Consider the following 22,361-nt stretch of genomic DNA (forward strand, 5'->3'; position numbering starts at 1 on the left):
AGCCACCGGGGAAACAGAGGGAACGGTGGCTTCGACAAGCTCAGCCACCGCGACAGGCTCAGCCACCGCGACAGGCACAGCCACCGCGACAAGCTCAGCCACCGCGACAGGCACAGCCACCTGGGAAACAGAGGGAACGGTGGCTTCGACAAGCTCAGCCACCGCGACAAGCTCAGCCACCGCGACAGGCTCAGCCACCGGGGAAAGAGCAACAAAAAAGCCATTCATGTTTTTCAACATCAATGGCTTTTTAATAATTGGGCAAATAAAGAAATGCCGCTTCCTGCACACATCGTAATCGGGTAGCGGGATACGATGAAATTTTGGGATTGGTATTTCTGTAAATGAATACATACTTTTTATTTTGTTTTCATCCTCAGCCTGATTTGCGTGATGACTTTTTTGGTGTAAAGCGGAAAGTCGCCGTCCATCATCCAGTTGTAGTACGATGGTTCTTTTTCAAACACTTCGGTAACCGGTTTGCCGTTGTGTTTTCCGAAGTTGAAAACTTCCTGTCCTTTTGCGTTGCGTACAATACGTCCGGCAAGGTCCACATTGTGGGTACGAGAGGAAAAGTCGGCAAGGAATTCGGTGTCGCGTTTCAGGTCAGGATAGCGTTCGAGCTGGGCTTCGAGAATTTCCCAGGTGGCAGTAATATCGGCCGAAGCGGCGTGTGCGTTTTCGAGCGGTTTGCCGCAGTAAAACTGATAGGCAGCGGCAAGTGTGCGCTGCTCCATGCGGTGGAAGATATTTTGTACATCAACCAGCTTGCGGTTTGCCACTTCAAATTCTACTTCGGCACGCAAAAATTCTTCGGCCAGCAGCGGAATGTCGAACTTGTTTGAGTTGTATCCGGCCAGGTCGCAGCCATCGAGAAATGCGGCCAGCTGTTTGGCCACCTCACGAAACGAAGGCGAATTGGCTACGTCTTCATCCGTAATGCCGTGAATGGCCGTGCTGTCGTTCGGAATGGGAATGCCCGGGTTGATGCGCATGCTTTTCATATCGCGGTCGCCGTTGGGCATTACCCGCAAAATGGCAATTTCCACAATCCTGTCGGCAGCTACGTTCAGTCCGGTAGTTTCGAGGTCGATAAATGCCAGCGGGCGGTGGAGGCGGAGAAGCGTCATACGTGATTACAAATTTGGCGAAAATGATTGGGAAATTAGTTTGTGATGACTGACAAATCTCAGTGTACAGCGGGAAAATAGTGATTTATTTTTTGAATCAGTGCGGCATGTACACCGGGCGTACCGCACACAATGCGGCTTCCGGAAATCGGGTTTGGATTACCTTCGAAATCACTTACCACGCCTCCGGCTTCTTCGATAAGCACAATTCCTGCGGCCACATCCCAGCTGTGCAGGCCGTATTCGTAAAACGCATCGAAGCGTCCGCAGGCCACATAGGCCATATCAGTAGCTGCCGAGCCGGGCCGGCGCAGGCCGGTGGTGCATTGCAGCAGGTCTTCGAACAGGGCGAGATAGGGTTTGAGCAGGCCATGATCGTAATACGGAAAGCCGGTGCCAAGCAGGGCACTGCGCAGTTCAGCGGTTGGTGAAACGGAAATTCGTTTTCCACCGCACCAGCTTCCGCCGCCACGCCAGCCGTAAAAGCATTCATCCTGCCCAATTTCGTAAATCACGCCCAGCACGGGCACGCCGTTTTCGGCAAGTGCAACACTGGTGGCGTAGCAGGGCACGCCGTGCACAAAGTTGGTCGTCCCGTCGAGCGGATCAATAATCCAGTTATATACTTTTCCCGTGGCGCGTTTATCGTCTTCCTCGGTAATAAAACCGGCTTCGGGCAGCAGCGGTGCAAGTGCATCCACAAACAGTTGTTCTGCGGTTTTATCCACATAGCTCACAAGGTTGTTGTGGCTTTTTTCCTCCACGTCCGAACGTTTGAACACCTCGCGCTGCTGTTTAATAAAGGCACCCACGCGGATGCTGATTATCTGTACAGAGGCACACAGTTCGGCCAGTGCTTCGCGGGTAAGCGTGCTCATGTGTTTGCAGTTTCGGGGGCTTCGTCAACCGGCGCTGCTTCTTCGGGCTGTGCGGCAAACCGTTTGCGTGTCCACCAAATACCCAGCACACCGGTAAGCACCAGTCCGAAGGCAATCATTTCGGCCTGTGTAACGCCCCAGCTTCCGATATGGAAAAGGATTTCGTTCTGGCGGATGAGTTCGATGAAGAAACGTTCGGTGCCATTAAACACAAGGTAAATGCTGAACAACAAACCGGGCACGGCAAACTTTTTACGTATGCGCCAAAGCAGAATGAAAATGCTGATACACATGATGGCTTCGTAAAGCGGGGTGGGAAACACCGGCAGCACGAGGTGCGGTGTTTCGCTGAAATTGCATAGTGTTTCGGCGTAGTGCGGATCGTAGCCGGGCCAGGGGTTGCACACCTGATTTACGTTGTTTGGATAGTCGTAAGCCCACATCCAGTCGGGCAAAAAGCTGAGCCATCCGGGCATGGGATCGGTGTTTACAATGCCCCAGTCGCCATCGCCCGATACGTGGCAGCCAATGCGGCCAACCCCATAAGCAAGCATGAGTCCGGGCGCGCAGGCATCCATTACATGCAGCAGGCGCATTTTGTGGCGGCGCGCATACACAAGCACCGCAATGCTGCCCAAAATTAAACCGCCATACATGGTAAGGCCCGAAAATGAGAAGAGCGTATCGGAAAGACGTTCGCTGCCGTTTTCGCCGGTAAAGGAGGGGATGTTTTCGAGTACGTGAAAAATTTTGGCACCCAGAAACCCGAAGAGGCCTGCAATGAGTGTCATGTTTGCCACATGTTCTGATGGTTTCACGGCTTCAACCACGGTTTTGGGTTCGGGCAGTGCTTTGCGGTTAAGTATCCACCAGTGAATGCCGCCAAACAGTGCCGCCATTACAAAGCCGGTGATCCAGCTTCCTTCGAGCGAAAACATGAAGTTTTGCGGACTGAAATCTTCGGGCACTTCGCCGCTCATGCCCATGAATTTGAAGCCGATCAGAAAGCCAAAGAGGGCTGTGCCGAACACATCGCCAAAGCCGGGCTTTTTTCCCAGTTCAACCTTGCGGTGTTTGCGCACGGTAAGCACTTTGGCTTCACGGCGGTTGAGTTCTCGGGCAAACACGTAGGCGCAGGCCAGAAAGGCGATGGCTACAAAAAAGCCAAAACTCTGCACCAGCATTAATCCCGGAAGCTGAACTCCGAAAATGTCGTAAACGGCGTGGTAAATGGTTGCGTACATAAAACGAATAATGGTGGCTGCAACGCTGTTAATGCGTCAGGGCCTCAGATACAGGTTGGGTTTGTGCCAATGTGGCGTTTACAAAAGCATCGTCGCCGGCTTTGCCAAGCACTACGTTATGCAGCGTATTGGCTAATGTTTCGCTCCAGGGCATTTTCACTTTCACGTAGTTATCGGTGTAGCCAAACATGAAGCCGTCGCGGTTTTCGTGTTCGAAAAGCACGGGGCGTGTTTGTCCTTCGTGTTGTGTGTAAAATGCGCGGAGTTTTTTGGCCGAGAGTATGCGCAGCATTTTGGTGCGGCGGCGGCGTTCGTTTACCGGCACGGTGCCGGGCATTTCAAGCGCATCGGTGTTGGCGCGTTCGGAATAGGTGAATACGTGGAGGTAGGAAATATCCAGTTCATTGAGGAACTGATAGGTTTCCAGAAATTCCTCTTCTGTTTCACCCGGAAAACCGGTAATTACATCTACACCAATGCAGGCGTGCGGCATGGTTTGGCGGATAATGGCCACACGCTCGGCATAAAGCGCACGCAGGTAGCGGCGGCGCATGAGTTTGAGAATTTTATCCGAACCCGACTGCAGGGGAATGTGGAAATGCGGCACAAAGCGTTTGGACTGTGCCACAAAGCGTATGATTTCTTCGCTCAGCAAATTGGGTTCGATAGAGGAGATGCGGAAGCGTTCAATGCCTTCCACTTCATCAAGCGCCTGTGCGAGTTCGAAGAAATTTTCGTCGCGTTTTTTGCCACCGCCGTTTCCTTTGCCGAAATCGCCGAGGTTAACGCCGGTAAGCACTACTTCTTTAACGCCAAGTGTGGCGATGTGGCGTGCATTGCGCAACACGTTTTCAATGGTATCGCTGCGGCTGCGGCCACGGGCCAGCGGAATGGTGCAAAATGCGCAGGTATAATCGCAGCCGTCCTGCACTTTCAGAAACGCACGGGTACGGTCGCCAAACGACCAGGCATCGACAAAGAAATTAGCGTCTTCAATTTCGCAGGCATGTACATCGGCGTGCTCGCGTTTCTGTAAATCGTCGAGGTAGGCAGCCAGGCGAAATTTCTCGGTGGCGCCCAGCACAAGGTCAACACCTTCAATGGCGGCAATTTCCTGCGGCTTGAGTTGTGCGTAGCAGCCAATTACGGCCACCACGGCATCAGGCGATACACTCAGCGCATCGCGCACAATTTTGCGGCATTCCTTGTCGGCACTTTCGGTTACCGAACAGGTATTGATTACATATACATCGGCCCCTTCAGAAAATTCCACCTTCCGGTAGCCGGCTTCCTGAAGCTGCCGCCCGATGGCCGATGTTTCCGAAAAATTGAGCTTGCACCCCAGCGTGTGAAAGGCAACGGTTCGCTGCTGATTCATGGGGGCAAAGGTAGGGAAAAATGGAGTTTGGCGGGCGTGAACGGAAGTAATAGCCGGAACAGGTGCAGGAAAGAGCCGGTTGCCGCAATTGAACAGTTTTTGAGGCTCTTAAACGTATTATTTCCGGTAAACGTGAAAAATCAGACTGCAGGAAAACCGCATTGCGGGAGGTAAAACTTTAAATACCTTTGCAGCACCATAAAAAACGATAATCCAAAACCATGAAAAACATTATTCTGGCAGCGCTTCTGTGTGGCGCGTTTGCAGCCTGCAACAACCCGGCTGCCGAAGATAAAAAGCCCGCAGGCGATACGACCGTTTCTTACTTTGGTGATACCATCACAGCCGATGGTGCCATTCAGACAAATCAATTGCTGGCGCAGCTTGCCGGTAAAGATTCCATGCAGGTAAAACTTGAAGGTACAATTGTAGATGTATGTCAGAAAAAGGGCTGCTGGATGATTATGCCTTTAGACAGCACAACCGATATGCGTGTGAAGTTTAAAGACTATGCGTTTTTTGTACCTAAAGATGCATCAGGCAAAAAAGCAGTTGTAGATGGCTGGGTAAAAAAGAAAATTGTACCGGTTGACGAACTTCGGCACCTTGCTGAAGATGCGGGCGACAGCAAAGAGGAAATAGAAAAAATTACCGAGCCGAAAAATGAATATACATTCATGGCCAGCGGCGTTATCATTCGCAAGTAATGAAAAAAGTAATTCTGATTGTCCTGGCAGTAACTGGTGTTATTGCCGGGACTTTTTCTGCCTGCAAGGATAAGTCGGCTGAAAAGCAGGCGTGTGAAGTGAAACCGCTGAATCCGAACGGCGATTCGGAGCTGGCTCTGCTGATGCGCGAAATGACAAAAAGTGCCGAGGCCATGAGTGCGGCGCTGAAAAACGGCACGGCTTTTCCCGATAAGCCGGCGGGTTTTGAAAAAATCATCAATGCCGTGCGCACCGACACCACCATTGCACAAGGGCCTTATGAAGCCTACGCCAGAGGCTGGCTGGGTGCGCTCGACCGCCTTTACACCGCGCCCGAAGCCAGCCGGAAAGAAATGTTTAATGCGCTGGTGACGAACTGTTCGTCCTGCCATCAGGCTTATTGTCACGGCCCGCTTGAGCGGATTGCGAAAATGCAGGTGCGCTGAGGCCGACCTGTTGAAAACCCTGTTAGCATTACGGGCATAGCGGGTTGCAACCTGCCGTGGCAACTGGCGTAAACTTGTATATGCAATTTTTGCGCGCAAACACTGCTTTACTTTTGCTTTCGGCCGGCCTTTGGGCAGGTTGCGGCAACAGCCACACCAAAGAAACAAAACAGGTATTCCGGTTTAACGAGCTGGGCGATGTCACCTCGCTTGATCCGGCGCTTTCCGGCTCGTTTGAAAACAACTGGGCCATTCACCAGCTTTATAACGGACTGGTGGAAATGGATGATTCACTGCGTGTGAAGCCTTGTATTGCCCGCGCATGGACGGTGAGCGACGACGGAATTGTGTACCGGTTTACACTGCGCAATGATGTGAAGTTTCATGATGCACCGCAGTTTGCGGGCGGCAAAGGCCGCACGGTAACTGCAGGCGATTTTGTGTACAGCTTTTCACGCCTGTTTGATAAGCGGATTTCCAATGCCTCCACGCTGGTGAGCATGATTGCGCACAATCCGGAGAAAAACGAAACCGGCTTCAAAGCTGTAAACGACTCCGTTCTCGAAATTTATCTCCGGCAGCCGTTTGCGCCGTTTACGGGTGTGCTTTCCATGAAATACTTTTCAGTAGTGCCCCGCGAAGTGGCGGAACACTGGAAAAATGAGTTTGGCCGACACCCGGCCGGAACCGGTCCGTTTAAACTGCGTGTGTGGAAAGAAAAAGAGCGGCTTGTACTTGACAGGCATGACGGGTATTTCAAAACCGATGAAAACGGCAGCCGCCTGCCTTATCTCGAATCGGTAAATGTGTCGTTTATCAAAAGTCCCGAAGCGGCATTTATGCAGTTTCTAAGCGGCGAGCAAGATATGCTTTCGGGTATTGATGCCATAAACAAGGAGATTGTGCTTGCGCGTGACGGTTCGGGGCTGAAGCCGGAAATGAAAAACCGCTATGTGCTGCAAACCGGCCCGTTTCTGAAAACCGATTATCTGGGCATACTGATAGACGGAAATGGCGGTGGCGGACAACTGAATCCGTTGCAGAAAAAGCAGGTGAGGCAGGCAATAAATGCCGCCATAAACCGCGACCGGATTGTACGTTTTTTGCGGTTTAATGTGGGTGCTCCGGCCGTACACGGTTTCCTGCCCGACGGAATGAATGCCTACGATAATGCAAAACTGAGCGGCTTTACGTACAACCCCGATAAAGCCCGTGCGTTGCTTGCCGAAGCCGGTTTTCCGCGTGGTAAAGGTTTGCCGAAGATTAAGCTCACTACCACCTCATCCTATCTTGATATTGCCGATGATATTCACAACCAGCTTGCACAAGTAAGTATTGCCTGCGAAATTGAAATACTTCAGCCCGCCATGTTTAAAACAGCGGTGGCCGAAGGCAAAGTGAATTTCTTCCGCAAATCATGGATTGGCGATTATCCCGATCCGGAAAATTTTATGGCGTTGTTTTACAGTAAAAATTTCAGTCCGAACGGGGTAAATTATATGCACTTTAAAAATGCCGGTTTTGACAAGCTGTATGAGCAATGCCTGACCGAGCAAAACGACAGTGTGCGGCGCGATTTGTTTTTACGAATGGATCAGCTGCTGGTGGAAGAATCGCCGGTGGTGCCGTTGTTTTATGATGAAGTGGTGCGTTTGGTGCAAAAGAATGTAGATGGGCTGACGGTGAATCCGACAAACCTGCTCAGTCTTGAACGGGTGCGTATGAAGTAGGATGCGGGGGGCGGGGAGCAGGTGGTTATTTACTGAACCGGAGGAATGAATATATAGCCTCCCACAATAGATGTGGGAGCAGGCGTGATTGCTCCCGCAGTAATTGCGGGAGGAAAGCCGGTAAAACTGAAACAGGTTTTTAGTGCAACGCGCGTTTTGTTTTACCGGCTTGGAGCGTAAAGCACGGACAGGTGTTTTTTTGAAACGGGAAAGGTTCGCTACCCTTGAAAAATAATCGTGTGCCGGTTGCAGAATAATTTTCTAGTACCGACCTTTCGCACACTGAACCGAAACCTGTGCCTCGCATTTTCCGACTTATAAACCGTTTTAATTTGGGCGGCCCCACTTACAATGTGGCTTACCTGAGCCGTTATCTTGCGCCGGAGTTTGAAACGCTGCTTGCCGGCGGGGAGAAGGACGAGAGCGAAGGAAGTTCGGAGTATATGGTGCGGCAGCTTGGACTGGAACCGGTAATTATTCCGCGTATGCGCCGGGCAATACATATTGCCGACGACCGTGCGGCCTACCAGCACATCAAAAAACTGATTAAAGAATTCAAGCCCGACATTGTACATACGCATGCTTCAAAGGCGGGTACACTGGGGCGTTTGGCCGCATCGGCATGTAAGGTGCCCGTGGTGGTGCATACGTTTCACGGGCATGTGTTTCACTCGTACTTTGGCCGTACACAAACGGAGGTGTACAAACGAATTGAACGTTATCTTGCACGGCGCAGTACGGCCATTGTGGCCATAAGTGATAAGCAGAAGGAAGAACTGGCCTTAGAACACCGTATTTGCAAGCCTGAAAAAATTACCGTGGTGCCGCTTGGTTTCGACCTGAGCCGCTTTGAAGATGCCGGCGGGTTGATGCGAGCTGCATTCAGGCAGGAGTGGAAGCTGCGTGATGATGAAGTGGCTGTGGTAATTCTGGGCCGCCTGGTGCCTGTAAAAAACCACGCACTTTTTCTTAACGCACTGCAACAGGTAATGGCTGTGCGCCGCCAGCCTGTGCGGGCTTTTGTGGTGGGCGATGGCGAAATGCGCCACCCGCTTGAACAGCAAACCCGCGAAATGGGCTTTTCGACTGCCACTTCACCCGATGATGCACCCGCTGATGTAACCTTTACCTCGTGGATCAGGGATGCGGAACGGGTGCTGGCAGGCGCTGATATTGTTTGCCTGAGTTCGTGGAACGAAGGCACACCCGTGAGTTTGATAGAAGCACAGGCAGCAGGGAAACCCGTGGTGAGTACCCGTGTGGGTGGCGTGGAAAATGTGGTGGACGAAAACCACACTGGTTTTCTTGCGCCTACCGGCGATAGCGACACGTTTGCCGCGCACCTGCTGCGGCTTGTAAACGATACCGGTTTGCGCCGCGAAATGGGACTGCGCGGAAAGCCGCACGTGATGGAACGCTACCACTACACACGCCTTGTAAACGACATGGCCGCCCTTTACCGCCGCCTGCTGAACAACACGTAATACGGCTTTTTTATTAGCTTTGTATTCCGACACCCGTACTCGCACTTATGATCCGGTCGCCTTTTTCGTTTATTGCTTTGCTTTGTTTGGTTGCACTTGGCTTTCTTTCCTCGTGCCGTACCATTAACTCCAACATCATGCTTGCTACCGATGAGGAGTTTCCTTTCGATACGCTGAGTACTGATTCGGCCTCGACCTACACGCGGGAGTACAAGCTGAACGGAAACGATATTATCGACTTTCGGCTTTTTGCCAACGACGGTTTCAAGCTCATCGACATTGCTTCGCTGAGCAGTGCAAGTCCTGCCGGTGCAGCCATAGTACGACAGGGGTTTGAATACCAGCTTGATTATGACGGTGTAACGCGCCTGCCAATTATTGGTGCGGTGAGTTTGAAAGGCATGACCATACGCGAAGCCGAGCTGCACCTGGAACAGCGTTACGCAGAATACTATGTAAAGCCCTTTGCCATTTTGCGTGTGGTAAACCGCCGCGTAATTGTGTTTCCCGGCGAACCCGGTGCGGCACGTGTAATACAGCTCACCAACAACAATACCACGCTGGTAGAAGCACTGGCGCAGGCAGGCGGCATCAGTGATAACGGTAAAGCCCACAAAATCCGCCTCATCAGGCAAACGAGCAATCCGGGCAAGCCCAAGATTTATAAAATAGATCTTTCCACAATGAACAATATTGCACAGGCCAATATTGTAGTACAATCGAATGATATTATTTATGTGGAACCGCGCCGACAGCTGGCCAGCCGCACGCTGCGCGAAATAACACCGATTATTTCACTCGCATCGAGCCTGTTTACCCTGTATGTACTTATTGGCCGCCTTTGATCTGACACACTATGCTGCAGGCGCAACTCAATGATAAGAACGAGAGTTTAGACCGCTACCGCGAAAGAATAACCAATTTCAGCGGTGAGTTTGAACTGGGTTTGTTTTTATTTATTGCCCGGCGTTCGTTGTTCTGGATAGCGTTGTTTTTTGCAATTGCGCTGGCGGGTTTATGGGTGTATCTCCGCTATGCCAATCAGGTGTACGAATCGTCGGCCGTGGTGCAGATTAATACCAGCAACAATGCCCGTGTGCTTAATGTGCAGAGTATTTATGAGTTTGATGAACAGAACGACCTTGCCAGTGCCATTGAAGTAATCCGCTCACGCGTGTTTCTGCGCCGTGTGGTAAGCAAACTTCCGCTGCAGGTTGGTTATTTTGCACAGGGTACCTTTAAAACCAACGAGCATTACCGCAATTCGGCCTACACCGTAAATTACAACCTGAAAACGCCCGAATTGTACGGTATTCCGATAAACATAAAATTTAAGGGAACCAGTGCCGGTGAGTTGAATTTTTCGTTGGGCGGTAACAACATCACTCGTCCGTTCGTGAATAATGTGTGGGTTGATTTTCCGCAGGGATCTTTGCTGGTAAGCATTGACCGCGATAAACTCAACGAGATGCTGGCCAATGAAGGCGGCGACAAAAACAATTACTACTTCATTCTCCGCGATCCTGAAACGCTTGCCGATATGTATGCGCCCAATGTATCGGTGATGATACTGAACGAAGGAGCAAAAACACTCCGCATTTCATTCAGAGACGGTAATGCGCAGAAAACGGCCGATATGGCGGCTACCATTGCGCAGGAGTTTATTGATTATGATGTGGAGCGCCGCAGCGAAAGCGCCAAAAAAGCACTTGCGTTTATTGACGACCAGCTGAGCAGTGTGCAGGTTCAGCTGAAAAGCTCGGAAGACTCGCTGCGCGAAATACGCGCAAAAAAGAAAATACGTGACAACGAAACATCGAATTCCTTTAACCTCAACCGCTTTGGCAATCTCGAAGACCAGTTGATTACCCTGCAGCTGGAGGAAACCATTTTGCGAGAGATTGCCGGGAAACTTAACTCGCCGCAAATTGATGTGCGTTCAATGCTGGCCCTGCTTGCCGGAACCGAAAGCGCATCAACACTTTCTCAACCGCTGGGCAATTTGTACCGCCTTAGTGTGGAAAGGCAGGAAATGCTTTACACCATGACCGAATCGAGCGAGGCGGTGAAGGCAATGGATTATCAGATTGCCATTCAGAAAAACATTGTGGTGCAAAGTGTAAACACGCTGCTTCAGCAGTCAAGCATACGCCGCAATGCCGTGCAGATGAAAATGACGGAAATTGGCGCGCAGCTTCCCTCGCCGGGGCAGGATATGGTTGATTACAACAGCATGCAGCGGCAATACAACATTAACGAGAAGTTCTTTACCATGCTGCTCGACAAAAAAACCGAATATTCGATATCCGAAGCCGGTTTTACCGCACAGCATATCATTCTCGACAAGGCGCGCATTCCGGGTTCGCCCATTGAGCCAAGCCGTCGTTCGGCCATTATTACCGGGTTGTTGCTTGCGCTGGTTTTCAGCCTTGTGCTTATAGTGGTGCGTTATATTTTTCACGATAAAATAGGCTCGCTGAACGAAGTAATGAAGCATACACAAGCCAGCATAAGCGCATTGGGTATTGTGCCCAAATACAAGGAAGATATTCCCGTATCGCAGCTGCTGGTTGATCGTTTCCCCAAATCACTTATTGCCGAGGCGTTCCGCTCACTGCGCACCAACCTACAGTTTATTTCTAACGAACCCGGTCCGAAAGTAATGGCGATTACCTCAACCATTTCGGGTGAAGGAAAAACGTTCATAGCCATTAATCTTGCCGGCATAATTGCCTATTCGGGAAAGCGTGTTATTGTTGTTGACCTCGACATGCGCAAACCGAAAATTCACTTGGGTTTCAATGCGCCCAACGAAAAAGGCATGAGCACGCTGCTTATTGGTAAAGACCTGCTGGAAAGCTGCATTCAGAAAAGCTCAATCGACTCACTGCACTTTATTACTGCAGGTCCCATTCCGCCCAATCCTTCGGAGCTTATCATTTCGCCGCAAATGAACGAGCTGATTGATCAGCTCAAAACAATGTATGATCTGGTGATTATTGATAACCCGCCTGTGGGGCTGGTAACTGATGGAATAGCCTCACTGCAGCGTGCCGATTATCCGATTTATATTTTCAGAGCCGATTATTCGCGCCGCAATTTTATTCAGATTGTGGACAGGCTGTATAACGAGAATAAGATTAACAAACTTTCGATTGTGCTCAACGGTGTTGATGTGGATCGCCGCAGCTACGGGTATAACTACGGCTATGGCTATGGTTACGGCTATGGCTATGGCTACGGGTATTACGATGAAAATACGAAGCGAAAAAAATCAAGCCTTATTAAACGAATTTTTGCCCGCTCCTGAACTTTTCTGCAATGGAAGTAACACGCACGCCCATTGAAGGGCTTCTGATTATTCAGCCCCGTGTTTTCAACGACGGCCGGGGTTATTTTTACGAATCGTGGAACCGCAATACCTATGCAGAAGCCGGTATTACAGCCGATTTTGTGCAGGATAATCAGTCGCTATCGCAAAAAGGTGTATTGCGCGGTTTACATTTTCAGAAACCACCTTATGCGCAGGCTAAACTGGTGCGTGTAATTCAGGGCGCGGTGCTGGATGTGGCAGTTGATATCCGCAAAAATTCACCCACATACGGGCAACATTTCGCCATTGAACTCACCGCCGAAAACAAAACCCAGTTTTTTATTCCCGAAGGTTTTGCGCATGGCTTTTACACGCTTGCTGATAATACCATTTTTGCATACAAATGTGCCGGAATTTATCACAAAGCATCAGAAGATTGTTTGCTGTGGAATGATCCCGCACTTGGCATAGACTGGCAGGCGGTTAATCCGCAACTTTCTGAAAAAGATTTACTGGGTAAAACACTGGCTACGCTAGAGAGCCCGTTTTAACGACTACTGTTTTTTCGGCAAATTCCCTAACAGGCTCTTAAAGCGCATCATGTGTTTGATGCCTTCCTTTTTAAAAGCACCGGGCAAAATCCAGCCAATAATTTTTACAAAACCTTTCAGCTTAAATTCCTGTTCGCTGTGTAGAGTGTGGCATTGTTGCCGGCTTCACTGAAACTGTTTTTACCGTATTGCAGATGTGGTGAGCTTTGTATGCACAGGTAAATTCGTGCGGTTAATTGCGTACGAGAACGGTTTCGGTTAGAGTAACGGTACGTTTCCGTTTTTGAAGTGCATGCGTGTTTTGGCTTGGGGCTCACCGGCTTTTCCGCTTAGTAATTCGGTACTTTGCAATGTAGGAAAGGGGGGCGGAGGTTGTCGGGATTGTAGAAAAGAGCGATAACCTCGTTTATCGGTTTTTGAATGAGGGTGCTGATGGTGTATTTCATGCAAAAACAACTTACAGTCTGTAATGAATACAGAAAACGCGGGGTGAAGATCAAAAAAAGGGTAAGGGTATCTTGTGAATATTTAAAGTGCAGTTTATCAGTGAGTTATTGCAGGGCGGCACATTGTATTGACGGGCGGTTTATCGCCTCATAATCCTTACCTTTGTACCCTGATTTTAAAACCTGCTATGAATAATTATCTGGTACTGATTTATGCCGGTTTTTTTGTTGCTACGATGCTTATATCGGTGTTGCTGAACGGGCTTATGCTTCGTTTTGCCCAAACGCTGGGCATACGTGAAAATACCGATCAGGTGCGCTGGAACAGCCGTCAGAAACCCTCGCTGGGAGGTATTACGTTTTATGTGTTGTTTCTCTTTTCGCTGGCCTGTTACGGTATCTTTTTTCCCGGACGTGGTATTATTTTGCTCGACAGTGAGTTGCTGGGCATACTTGGCGCCATTACTCTTGCGTTTCTGATGGGGCTTGCAGATGATGCCTACAACACACGTCCGCTGCTTAAATTTACCGTTCAGTTTGCCTGCGGCTGGATACTGATTGCCACCGGTCAGAGTATTCGTCTGTTTGAGTGGGAACCGCTTAATATTATCCTGACCCTGTTCTGGGTGGTAGGGATCATGAACTCGATAAACATGCTGGATAACATGGATGCCATTACGGCCAGTGTTACGTTGTTTATTTTGCTCGAAGCACTCATTACACTGTATGTTACACATGATGCATCCAGTCCGCTGGTGATGCTGCTGATTGGTGTAATTGGTGCGCTTGCGGGGTTCCTGTTTTTCAACTGGCATCCATCACGCCTTTATATGGGCGATACGGGCAGTCAGTTTCTGGGTATTCTGCTGGCCATTGTAGGGATCCGTTTTTTCTGGAACCAGCCCGATTTTGGTGGCGCCAACTTTGTGTCGAAACGAATTGTAATTACCGCGCTTGCCTTTGTGATTCCGCTGGCCGACACGCTTTCTGTGGTTATTAACCGCATCCGCCGGGGGCAGTCGCCGTTTGTGGGCGGAAAAGATCATACCACGCACCATCTTTCGTATCTTGGGTTATCCGACTCGCAGGTGGCGCTTGCCTTTTGTGGTATTTCGATGGTAAATATGATGCTGATTTTTGTGGTGCAGGGAACGATTGTAAATTGGGGCTTGTGGCACATCCTGCTGTTTGGTGGTTTTGCCCTGCTTGTAATCGGTACGCTGTATGCCATTACGCGCTATTCAAAACCACCCGCTCCGGCCGAAGACCCAAAGTCATGAAAAACGTATGGAACCAGGTATTTGCCTTTCTGCGTCGCTGGCACCGGCATTTGCTGGCCCTGCCGGCTTTGTTCCTGCTCATGATTTTTATCAAGCTGTTTAATTTTTCGAGCGGCGGACAGGTTTCAGACGAAGATTACAGAAGTTATTTTGTGGCCAATTACAAGGTGTTTGGTATTACCATTCCCAAAGACCTTAACTTTTGTGGTGAGCAGGTTCCGGTAAACGATTTCACGGTGCGTGAGGCATTGGAACGTGAGTTGCTGGTGAATACCTACTGGCAATCGCAAACGGTGCTGTTTCATAAAAAAGCCAACCGCTGGTTTCCGGTTATTGAACCCATTCTTAAACGCAATGGTTTGCCCGACGATCTGAAGTATGTGGTGGTGGTGGAAAGCGGTTTCAGTAATGTGGTTTCGCCCCAGCAGGCTGCCGGTTTCTGGCAGTTTGTGCCCGGCACTGCCGAGCACTATGGCCTTGAAATAAGCGAGGAAGTGGACGAACGCTACAATGTGGAAAAAGCCACACAGGCGGCCTGCGAACTGTTTAAAGATGCCTACAAACGTTATAATAACTGGACACTTGCAGCGGCATCCTACAACCTAGGCATGGGTGGTGTGGATAAACAGCTTGAAAAACAAAAGTCAGGCAGCTACTACGATCTTTACCTCAACGAAGAAACCGCCCGCTACATTTACCGCATCCTTGCCGTAAAAGAAATCCTTTCCCGCCCCAAGGCTTACGGTTATCAGCTTCGCGCGGGCGATTTGTACCCGCCAATTCCCACCTACGCAATTACGGTTGATTCGTCCATTACTGATCTGGCGGCATTTGCAATTAAACAAAAATCGACCTATAAAATTTTAAAACTCATGAACCCCTGGCTGCTCAAAAGCAGCCTGAATAACCCGAACAAAAAGAAATATACGTTGTTATTTCCCCGAAACGGTGTGAAACTTTATGGTCTGGATGAACAAGCCGAAACAGGCTCAACGATCGACTCATCGAAATATGTTACACCCAACGATGTGCTGGCCGACAGCCTTTCCCGCACGCCGCTTTACACCGTGCAGGAAGGGGATACGTGGGACAAACTGGCGCAACGCTTTGGGATGAGGGCAGATGAGTTGATACAGGCAAATAAAGCGGATGCGAAACAACAGCCTGTAAGAGGAACTCAATTAGTAATACCCAAACGCTGATTCATTAATTCAGGCTGCCCGTTATACGCCGCACGGCAGTTATGAAGAACCAGTGTGAATGAAGGCGCAGAATATGGCTAAAAAAACAGAACTACCGCCCATTGCCGAAAGTGAAAACGAAACACTCGAAGTAATTGGTGCACGCGTACATAACCTGAAAGACGTTAGTGTTTCCATTCCGCGCAATCAGCTCGTGGTGGTTACCGGTCTCTCAGGCTCAGGTAAATCATCGCTGGCATTTGATACAATATATGCCGAAGGCCAGCGCCGCTACATCGAAACCTTTTCGGCTTATGCCCGCCAGTTTCTGGGCGATCTCGAGCGCCCTGATGTAGATAAAATCACCGGCCTGAGTCCGGTTATTTCCATTGAGCAGAAAACGGTAAACAAGAACCCGCGTTCTACCGTGGGCACCATTACCGAGATTTACGATTTTCTTCGCCTGCTTTACGCCCGTGCCTCGGATGCCTATTCGTATGTAACCGGCGAAAAAATGGTGCGCTACTCCGATGAGCAGATTCTTGAACTGCTGCTGGAAAGTTACGAAGGCAAAAAAGTACTGCTGCTTGCCCCGGTTGTAAAAGGCCGAAAAGGACACTACCGCGAACTGTTTGAGCAAATCCGCAAACAAGGCTTTCTGCGCGCGCGGGTGGATGGTGAAGTGGTTGAACTCACCACACGCCTGCAACTTGACCGCTACAAAGTGCACGATATTGAAATTGTAATTGACCGCCTGGAAGTAGCCGCTGCCGATAAACAACGTCTCGCCGAAAGTCTGAAACTGGCTTTGCGACACGGAAAAGGCACCATTATGGTAGCTGAGCCGGGCAAGGAAAACGTGCGCCATTTCAGCCGTCATCTGATGTGCCCTACATCGGGCATTGCCTACGATGATCCGGCTCCGAATCTGTTTTCGTTCAACTCGCCCTACGGTGCCTGCCACAAATGCAATGGCCTCGGGCAGATCCTCGAAATCGACGTCAATAAAATTATTCCCAACAAAGGCAAAAGCATTAAAGTTGGCGGCATTGTGCCGATTGGCGAATACCGTGCAAGCTGGATTTTCCGCCAGCTCGATGCCATTGCCGATAAATACAAATTCAAACTCTCCGACCCGATACGCGAGATACCGGAAGATGCGCTGAATGCCATTCTTTTTGGTACTGATGAAATGCTGAAGGTGAAAAGCGACAGCACCGGAAGCGGCAGCAGCTATTCGCTTTCGTTTGAAGGTGTGGTAAATTTTCTGGCGCGGCAGGAGCAGGAGGGAAGCACCGGCACACAGAAATGGGCGCAGGAGTTTATGAACGAGGCGCAATGCCCGCAATGCCACGGCACAAGGCTTAAGAAAGAAGCTTTGTATTTCCGTGTGGATGAAAAAAACATTGCCGAACTCTCGGCAATGGGCCTGCAGGAATTAAGTGCATGGATGCAGAACCTCGAAAGCCGCATCAGCGAAAGGCAGCGGAGCATTGGTACGGAAGTATTGAAAGAGATACGTGCACGTTTGCAGTTTCTGCTCGATGTGGGTTTGACCTACCTCACCATTGACCGCAGCTCGAAATCGCTTTCGGGTGGGGAGGCGCAGCGCATCAGGCTGGCTACGCAAATTGGTTCGCAGTTAGTGGGCGTGCTTTACATTCTGGATGAGCCCAGCATTGGTTTGCACCAGCGTGATAATGTACGATTGATTGATGCGCTGAAAAACCTGCGCGATATTGGTAACTCGGTGCTGGTGGTGGAGCACGACAAGGAAATGATTCTTGCTGCCGACCACGTGCTTGATGTGGGCCCGCGTGCAGGTGTGCATGGCGGACAAATTGTGGCGCAGGGTACTCCGGCTGAACTGCTGAAGTTTGATACACTCACCGCCGATTACATTACCGGCCGCCGGCAAATAGCTGTGCCCGCCCAACGCCGCAAGGGCAACGGAAAATCAATTGTACTGAGCGGCTGCACCGGACACAACCTGCAAAACGTAACGCTTGATTTGCCGCTGGGCAAGTTTGTGTGTGTAACCGGTGTGAGCGGAAGCGGAAAATCATCGCTCATTAACGAAACGCTTTACCCGATACTCAGCCGGCAGTTTTACCGCAGCGACCGCAAGCCGTTGCCGTACAAAAAAGTACACGGCCTTGAGCATATCGACAAGGTAATTGATATTGACCAAAGCCCCATTGGCCGCACACCGCGCTCGAATCCGGCTACGTACACCAACGTGTTTTCGGATATACGCACGTTGTTTTCGGAATTGCCGGAGGCGAAAATACGCGGGTACAAACCGGGTCGTTTTTCGTTCAACGTAAAAGGCGGGCGTTGCGAAACCTGCCAGGGCGCGGGCTTGCGCACCATTGAAATGAATTTTCTGCCCGATGTGTATGTGCTTTGCGAAACCTGCAACGGCCGCCGCTACAACCGCGAAACGCTGGAAGTACGCTACAAGGGCAAGTCGATAAGCGATGTGCTTGACATGACCATTGATCAGGCCGTGGAGTTTTTTGAAGCGCAGCCTTCCATTCTGCAACGTGTGAAAGCGTTGCAGGATGTGGGTTTGGGCTACATTACTCTGGGGCAGCAAAGTACCACACTTTCTGGCGGCGAGGCACAGCGTGTAAAATTAGCCACCGAACTTGCCCGCAAGCAAACCGGCAACACGCTGTACATTCTTGATGAGCCTACCACGGGCCTGCATTTTGAAGACATCCGCATTTTGCTTGATGTGCTTAATTTGCTGGTGGAGCAAGGCAATACCGTGCTGGTAATTGAGCATAACATGGACATTGTTAAAGTGGCCGATCATATAATTGATCTCGGCCCTGAAGGCGGCAGCGGCGGCGGGCAAATATTGTTTACCGGCACACCGGAACAGATGGTGAAACAATTGCCCGGCTTTACGGCGAAGTTTTTGAAAGAGGAACTGGAGGCCACAGCAAAGGTTGTGTAGCCGGGGGCGGGGGAACTGAAGGAATTTTATTGCGCCTTACGGTTTGAATCTATAGCCGCGATTGCAGCGGAATAAAACAAACAAAAAACAAGTTAACAGTGCCAGATACTCCGATTTCGTTAAGAAACCGGAGTATCTGATGCGACTGCGTTTTTTGTTTGTTTTTTGTAGCGGAAAGCGCGAACCATGCCCTAATTTGCTGCTTCTCCGGTTCGCTCCTCCATTTTTCCTTGCCAATAACCCTTTGTCATTTTCACATGCCTTAATTGGAGGTATTGGTGTAGCTTTAACCTCTGTTAACGTCATTCACACCGCCATTAACCCGTGGCAAGCTACTGGCGGAGTATGTTTGCAGCGATACAATACAATGAATTATGTACAGGTTACTTTTTCTTTTTTCGTTTGCTTTGCTGCTGGGCAGCAGTGTGCATGCGCAGCGTGGCACCGGCACTGTGCGAGGTGTGGTACGCGACAGTATATTTAATGCGCCGCCAAACGGGAAAGGTGTGGTGGATGGTGCCGTGGTTACACTCATGCGCCAGCGCGATTCATCGCTGGTAACCTTTACCATGACTGACACGGCAGGCTCATTTTTGCTGAAAGGCGTAGGTCCGGGCAATTACCGCGTACTGGTTACGCACACGGCCTACCGCAGCTACAGCCGAAAATTTACCGTAACGGCCGATACGCCCAACGTGGTGCTGAAACCGATTTATGTGAATCACCGCTCGGTGCTGTTGTCGGAAGTGGTGGTGGAAGAAGAAGCACCGCCGGTTACGCTTAAAGGTGATACACTGGAGTTCAACGCATCGTCGTACCGCACGGCTCCCAATGCCACGGCCGAAGATCTGATGAAGAAAATGCCCGGTGTGAAAGTGAATTCTGATGGTACGTACACGGTAAACGGACAGAAAGTGACCAAGATACTGGTTGACGGGAAGGAGTTTTTCTCTGACGATCCTGCGCTGGCCGGAAGAAACATACAGGCCGATGCGGTGAAGAAAGTACAGGTGTTTCAGCGTGCATCCGATACGGAAGCGGCAACCGGTGTGAAAGACGGATCGTCGGAAACAACAATTAATCTGACACTGAAAGACGATAAGAAAAACGGAAGTTTTGGCACGGCAACTTTGGGCGCGGGAACCGATGAGCGTTACCGCACAGCTGTAAGCTACAACCGTTTTAACGGAAGCCGGCGCCTCTCGCTGCTGGCTAATGCGAACAACATTAACGAGCGGGCGTTTTCGTTTCAGGATGTGATGAATATGTCGGGCGGTTTTGCGCAAGGTGGTGGTATGTTCAGGATGCTGGGCGAGGATGGCGGAAATGGAACAGGCAACGGAATTAACACGGCTTGGGCCGGGGGGGTAAACTATACGGATGATTGGGGAAAAAACATCACGGTGTCAACTAATTATTTTTTCACCAAACGCCAGCGCGAACTGATCTCCACATCCGAACAGAATTATGCCCTTCCTGATTCTGTATTTAACCGTTTCAGCAACTCGCAGCTGAATAATTATACGGATAATCACCGCTTCAACATCAATACCGAATTTCGCATCGACTCGCTTACCAAGCTGCGTATGCGCACGGGTTTGGTTTATACCAATTCGCGCAGCAATAATTTCAGCGGCTTTAACACAACCAGTGCGGCAGGCGCTTTAATTAATTACGGCGGCAACAATAATTTTTCCGGCCGCGATGCTTTTGCGTTCAATAACGAACTGTTTTTTACACGCCGCATGCTGCGTGCTGGCCGTAACTTCAGTATAAACTGGAAAGTGAATCAACGCTATTCCGATATTTTCAGCGAACCTGAAAACAGCACGGCGTTTTTTACTGAATCAGGCACACTAACGCGCACGCAACGCCAGCGAAACCTGCAGGACGATGTACGCAGCGAACAAACGTTGAATGTGTCGTGGACAGAGCCGGTAGGGAAATTTTCGAAACTGGTAATTAGTGCTGATGCCAATACCCGCACGCTGAAAAACGACCGTAACGTATATAAGGTCGATTCGCTCAACAGTACTGTGCTTGAGTTTCAGCCCACGCTGAGTAATGATTTTGAATATACGTTCCGTTATGCTTCGGCCGGACTCCGCTACAACTTCGAAAAGAAAAAGAAAAGCATTACCGTGGGTGCTGCTGTCCGCCAGTCGCAACTGATAGGCCGTTCGCTCGATCAGCCCGGCAACAGCAGCGGTGTGTTTACCAATGTGCTGCCCTTTTTCCGTTATAACTACGATTTCAGCAAGGTGAGAAAACTCTGGATTGTGTATTCGAGCGATCTTACGCCGCCTGATATTTCGAGCCTGAATCCGGTGGTAGATGTATCAGACCCGCTCAATATCTCGTCGGGCAATGCGCTGCTGCGACCAGAAGAGCTGCACAATTTATTTATTCAATACATGGCTCCTGATCCTACCGGCAATTTTACGTTTGTGGTGAGTTCCAATTTCTCGCGCTCGTTGCACGCCATTGTTAACAGTGTATCGCTTGATACGCTTGGCCGCCGTTTTTCAATGCCGGTAAACGGTAAGCCGAGAGACAATGGCTATGTGATGATGTTCATAGAAGGAAAGGTGGAGAAATTGAAGAGTTCGGTCAACTTTACACTAACGCCTACTTACGGTCAAACCTGGTCGGTTATTAACGCTGCCAACAACCGGAACACAAGTCTCAGTAACGAAGCCATTCTGGGCTGGCGCTTTTTACCTTCTGATAGTTTTGAATTGGGAGCAAGAGCTTCGCTGATCGTATCCGACGGAAGATATACACTGACACCGCAAAACAACAACCGTTTTATTACGCAAACCTACACCGCCTCACTGTTGTGGCAAACCAAATGGGGATTTGTACTTGAATCGGCATTCGACTATACCATCGCCACCAATCAGAATACCGGCATTCAAACCCGTTTTCCGCTCTGGAATTCATCGGTATCTTACATGTTCCTGAAAGGCAAAAAAGGACAGATGAAGCTCAATGTATTTGATATGCTGAATACCAATACCGGCATTGAGCAGAATGTGGAGGATACCTTTGTGGAAATACAACGTTACACTACGCTGCGCCGCTACGTGATGCTGAGTTTCACTTACAAAATTGGTAAGGCGCCGGAAACAATGGATGGCCCGCGTGGCGGACGACGGATGATGATGATGCACAGGTAAGTGGAAGATGAATTCTAATTAGTTGAAGGCGACTCGGAGTCGCCTTTTTTTGTTTGTGAAATCAGGTAAGCGATTCCATTTAACAATATTCCAACCAAAACGTATGCGTAGGCAATAATCAGGAACGTAGTGAATTTATGTTGCCACAGGTAGCAAATTAGTATTGCAATGCAGAGATAAAAAATGGAAATGATTCCGCTTACGAAAAATACCGTTGATTCAAAATCGTTGTCATCATCTTCTGTATTACTATCAATAATAAAATTCTCTAATGTGTGAATGCTTAAGAATGAAAGTGACAGATTTATCGCATACCAGGTAATGGAGAAGCAGGCAACGAATGAAAAGATAGCGATATAATCCTTTTGAGAATAAACGCAGGTTTCAGTAAATAAATAGCCACAAACCAGAACGGAATATTGCCAGCAAGCGAAAGCGCAATACTTCTG

Annotated in this window: 16 protein-coding genes; 12 read left to right on the forward strand and 4 right to left on the reverse strand. The window is 49.7% G+C overall.

Annotation, left to right across the window (positions count from 1 at the left end):
• Positions 1-306, forward strand: a 306-nt coding sequence (locus IM638_11020) for a hypothetical protein (GenBank protein MCA6363560.1), incomplete at its 5' end; no start/stop codon positions are given.
• 53 nt (positions 307-359) lie between these two features.
• Here IM638_11020 and IM638_11025 read toward each other — a convergent pair.
• The 4 genes from IM638_11025 to mtaB are packed head-to-tail and all read right to left on the reverse strand — an operon-like array spanning position 360 to position 4,630.
• Positions 360-1,130, reverse strand: a complete 771-nt coding sequence (locus IM638_11025; GenBank protein ID MCA6363561.1) for a 3'-5' exonuclease — start codon at positions 1,128-1,130, stop codon at positions 360-362.
• A 59-nt stretch (positions 1,131-1,189) separates the two neighbouring features.
• Positions 1,190-2,008, reverse strand: a complete 819-nt coding sequence (locus tag IM638_11030; GenBank protein MCA6363562.1) for an inositol monophosphatase — start codon at positions 2,006-2,008, stop codon at positions 1,190-1,192.
• Positions 2,005-3,252 carry a prolipoprotein diacylglyceryl transferase gene (locus tag IM638_11035; protein ID MCA6363563.1) on the reverse strand — a complete coding sequence of 416 codons (1,248 nt, stop codon included), beginning with the start codon at positions 3,250-3,252 and terminating at the stop codon, positions 2,005-2,007. The genes IM638_11030 and IM638_11035 overlap by 4 nt, the downstream gene beginning before the upstream one ends.
• A 28-nt stretch (positions 3,253-3,280) precedes the next feature.
• Positions 3,281-4,630 (reverse strand): tRNA (N(6)-L-threonylcarbamoyladenosine(37)-C(2))-methylthiotransferase MtaB, encoded by a 1,350-nt coding sequence (gene mtaB, locus IM638_11040; GenBank protein ID MCA6363564.1) that lies wholly within the window; start codon positions 4,628-4,630, stop codon positions 3,281-3,283.
• 221 nt (positions 4,631-4,851) lie between these two features.
• Here mtaB and IM638_11045 point away from each other — a divergent pair, with 221 nt between their 5' ends.
• The 11 genes from IM638_11045 (at position 4,852) to IM638_11095 (ending at position 21,912) form a co-directional block, all read left to right on the forward strand.
• The gene (locus tag IM638_11045; protein MCA6363565.1) at positions 4,852-5,337 is read left to right on the forward strand and encodes a DUF4920 domain-containing protein; all 486 of its coding nucleotides are present in this window, start codon (positions 4,852-4,854) and stop codon (positions 5,335-5,337) included.
• Positions 5,337-5,783, forward strand: a complete 447-nt coding sequence (locus tag IM638_11050) for a hypothetical protein (protein MCA6363566.1) — start codon at positions 5,337-5,339, stop codon at positions 5,781-5,783. The genes IM638_11045 and IM638_11050 overlap by 1 nt, the downstream gene beginning before the upstream one ends.
• A gap of 80 nt (positions 5,784-5,863) precedes the next feature.
• Entirely contained in the window at positions 5,864-7,513 is a 1,650-nt protein-coding gene (locus IM638_11055; protein MCA6363567.1) for an ABC transporter substrate-binding protein, read from the forward strand.
• 296 nt (positions 7,514-7,809) lie between these two features.
• Positions 7,810-8,997: a glycosyltransferase gene (locus IM638_11060; GenBank protein MCA6363568.1), complete on the forward strand. Its 1,188-nt coding sequence runs from the start codon at positions 7,810-7,812 to the stop codon at positions 8,995-8,997.
• Between the two features lie 47 nt (positions 8,998-9,044).
• A complete protein-coding gene (locus tag IM638_11065) occupies positions 9,045-9,842 on the forward strand; it encodes a polysaccharide biosynthesis/export family protein (GenBank protein ID MCA6363569.1) in 798 nt (265 codons plus the stop codon).
• A gap of 11 nt (positions 9,843-9,853) precedes the next feature.
• Positions 9,854-12,307 carry a polysaccharide biosynthesis tyrosine autokinase gene (locus tag IM638_11070; GenBank protein MCA6363570.1) on the forward strand — a complete coding sequence of 818 codons (2,454 nt, stop codon included), beginning with the start codon at positions 9,854-9,856 and terminating at the stop codon, positions 12,305-12,307.
• Positions 12,308-12,318: 11 nt separating this feature from the next.
• Positions 12,319-12,861, forward strand: a complete 543-nt coding sequence (gene rfbC / locus IM638_11075) for a dTDP-4-dehydrorhamnose 3,5-epimerase (protein MCA6363571.1) — start codon at positions 12,319-12,321, stop codon at positions 12,859-12,861.
• Between the two features lie 634 nt (positions 12,862-13,495).
• Positions 13,496-14,587 (forward strand): undecaprenyl/decaprenyl-phosphate alpha-N-acetylglucosaminyl 1-phosphate transferase, encoded by a 1,092-nt coding sequence (locus IM638_11080; protein MCA6363572.1) that lies wholly within the window; start codon positions 13,496-13,498, stop codon positions 14,585-14,587.
• Complete coding sequence (locus IM638_11085) at positions 14,584-15,789, forward strand: transglycosylase SLT domain-containing protein (protein ID MCA6363573.1); 1,206 nt, start codon at positions 14,584-14,586, stop codon at positions 15,787-15,789. The genes IM638_11080 and IM638_11085 overlap by 4 nt, the downstream gene beginning before the upstream one ends.
• Positions 15,790-15,862: 73 nt before the next feature.
• Positions 15,863-18,733, forward strand: coding sequence for an excinuclease ABC subunit UvrA (gene uvrA / locus IM638_11090; protein ID MCA6363574.1), 2,871 nt, complete (start codon positions 15,863-15,865; stop codon positions 18,731-18,733).
• Positions 18,734-19,107: 374 nt separating this feature from the next.
• Positions 19,108-21,912 (forward strand): TonB-dependent receptor, encoded by a 2,805-nt coding sequence (locus IM638_11095; protein ID MCA6363575.1) that lies wholly within the window; start codon positions 19,108-19,110, stop codon positions 21,910-21,912.
• Positions 21,913-22,361 lie beyond the last annotated feature (449 nt).

It is taken from the genome of Bacteroidota bacterium (assembly GCA_020402865.1).
Lineage (GTDB): Bacteria > Bacteroidota > Bacteroidia > Palsa-965 > Palsa-965.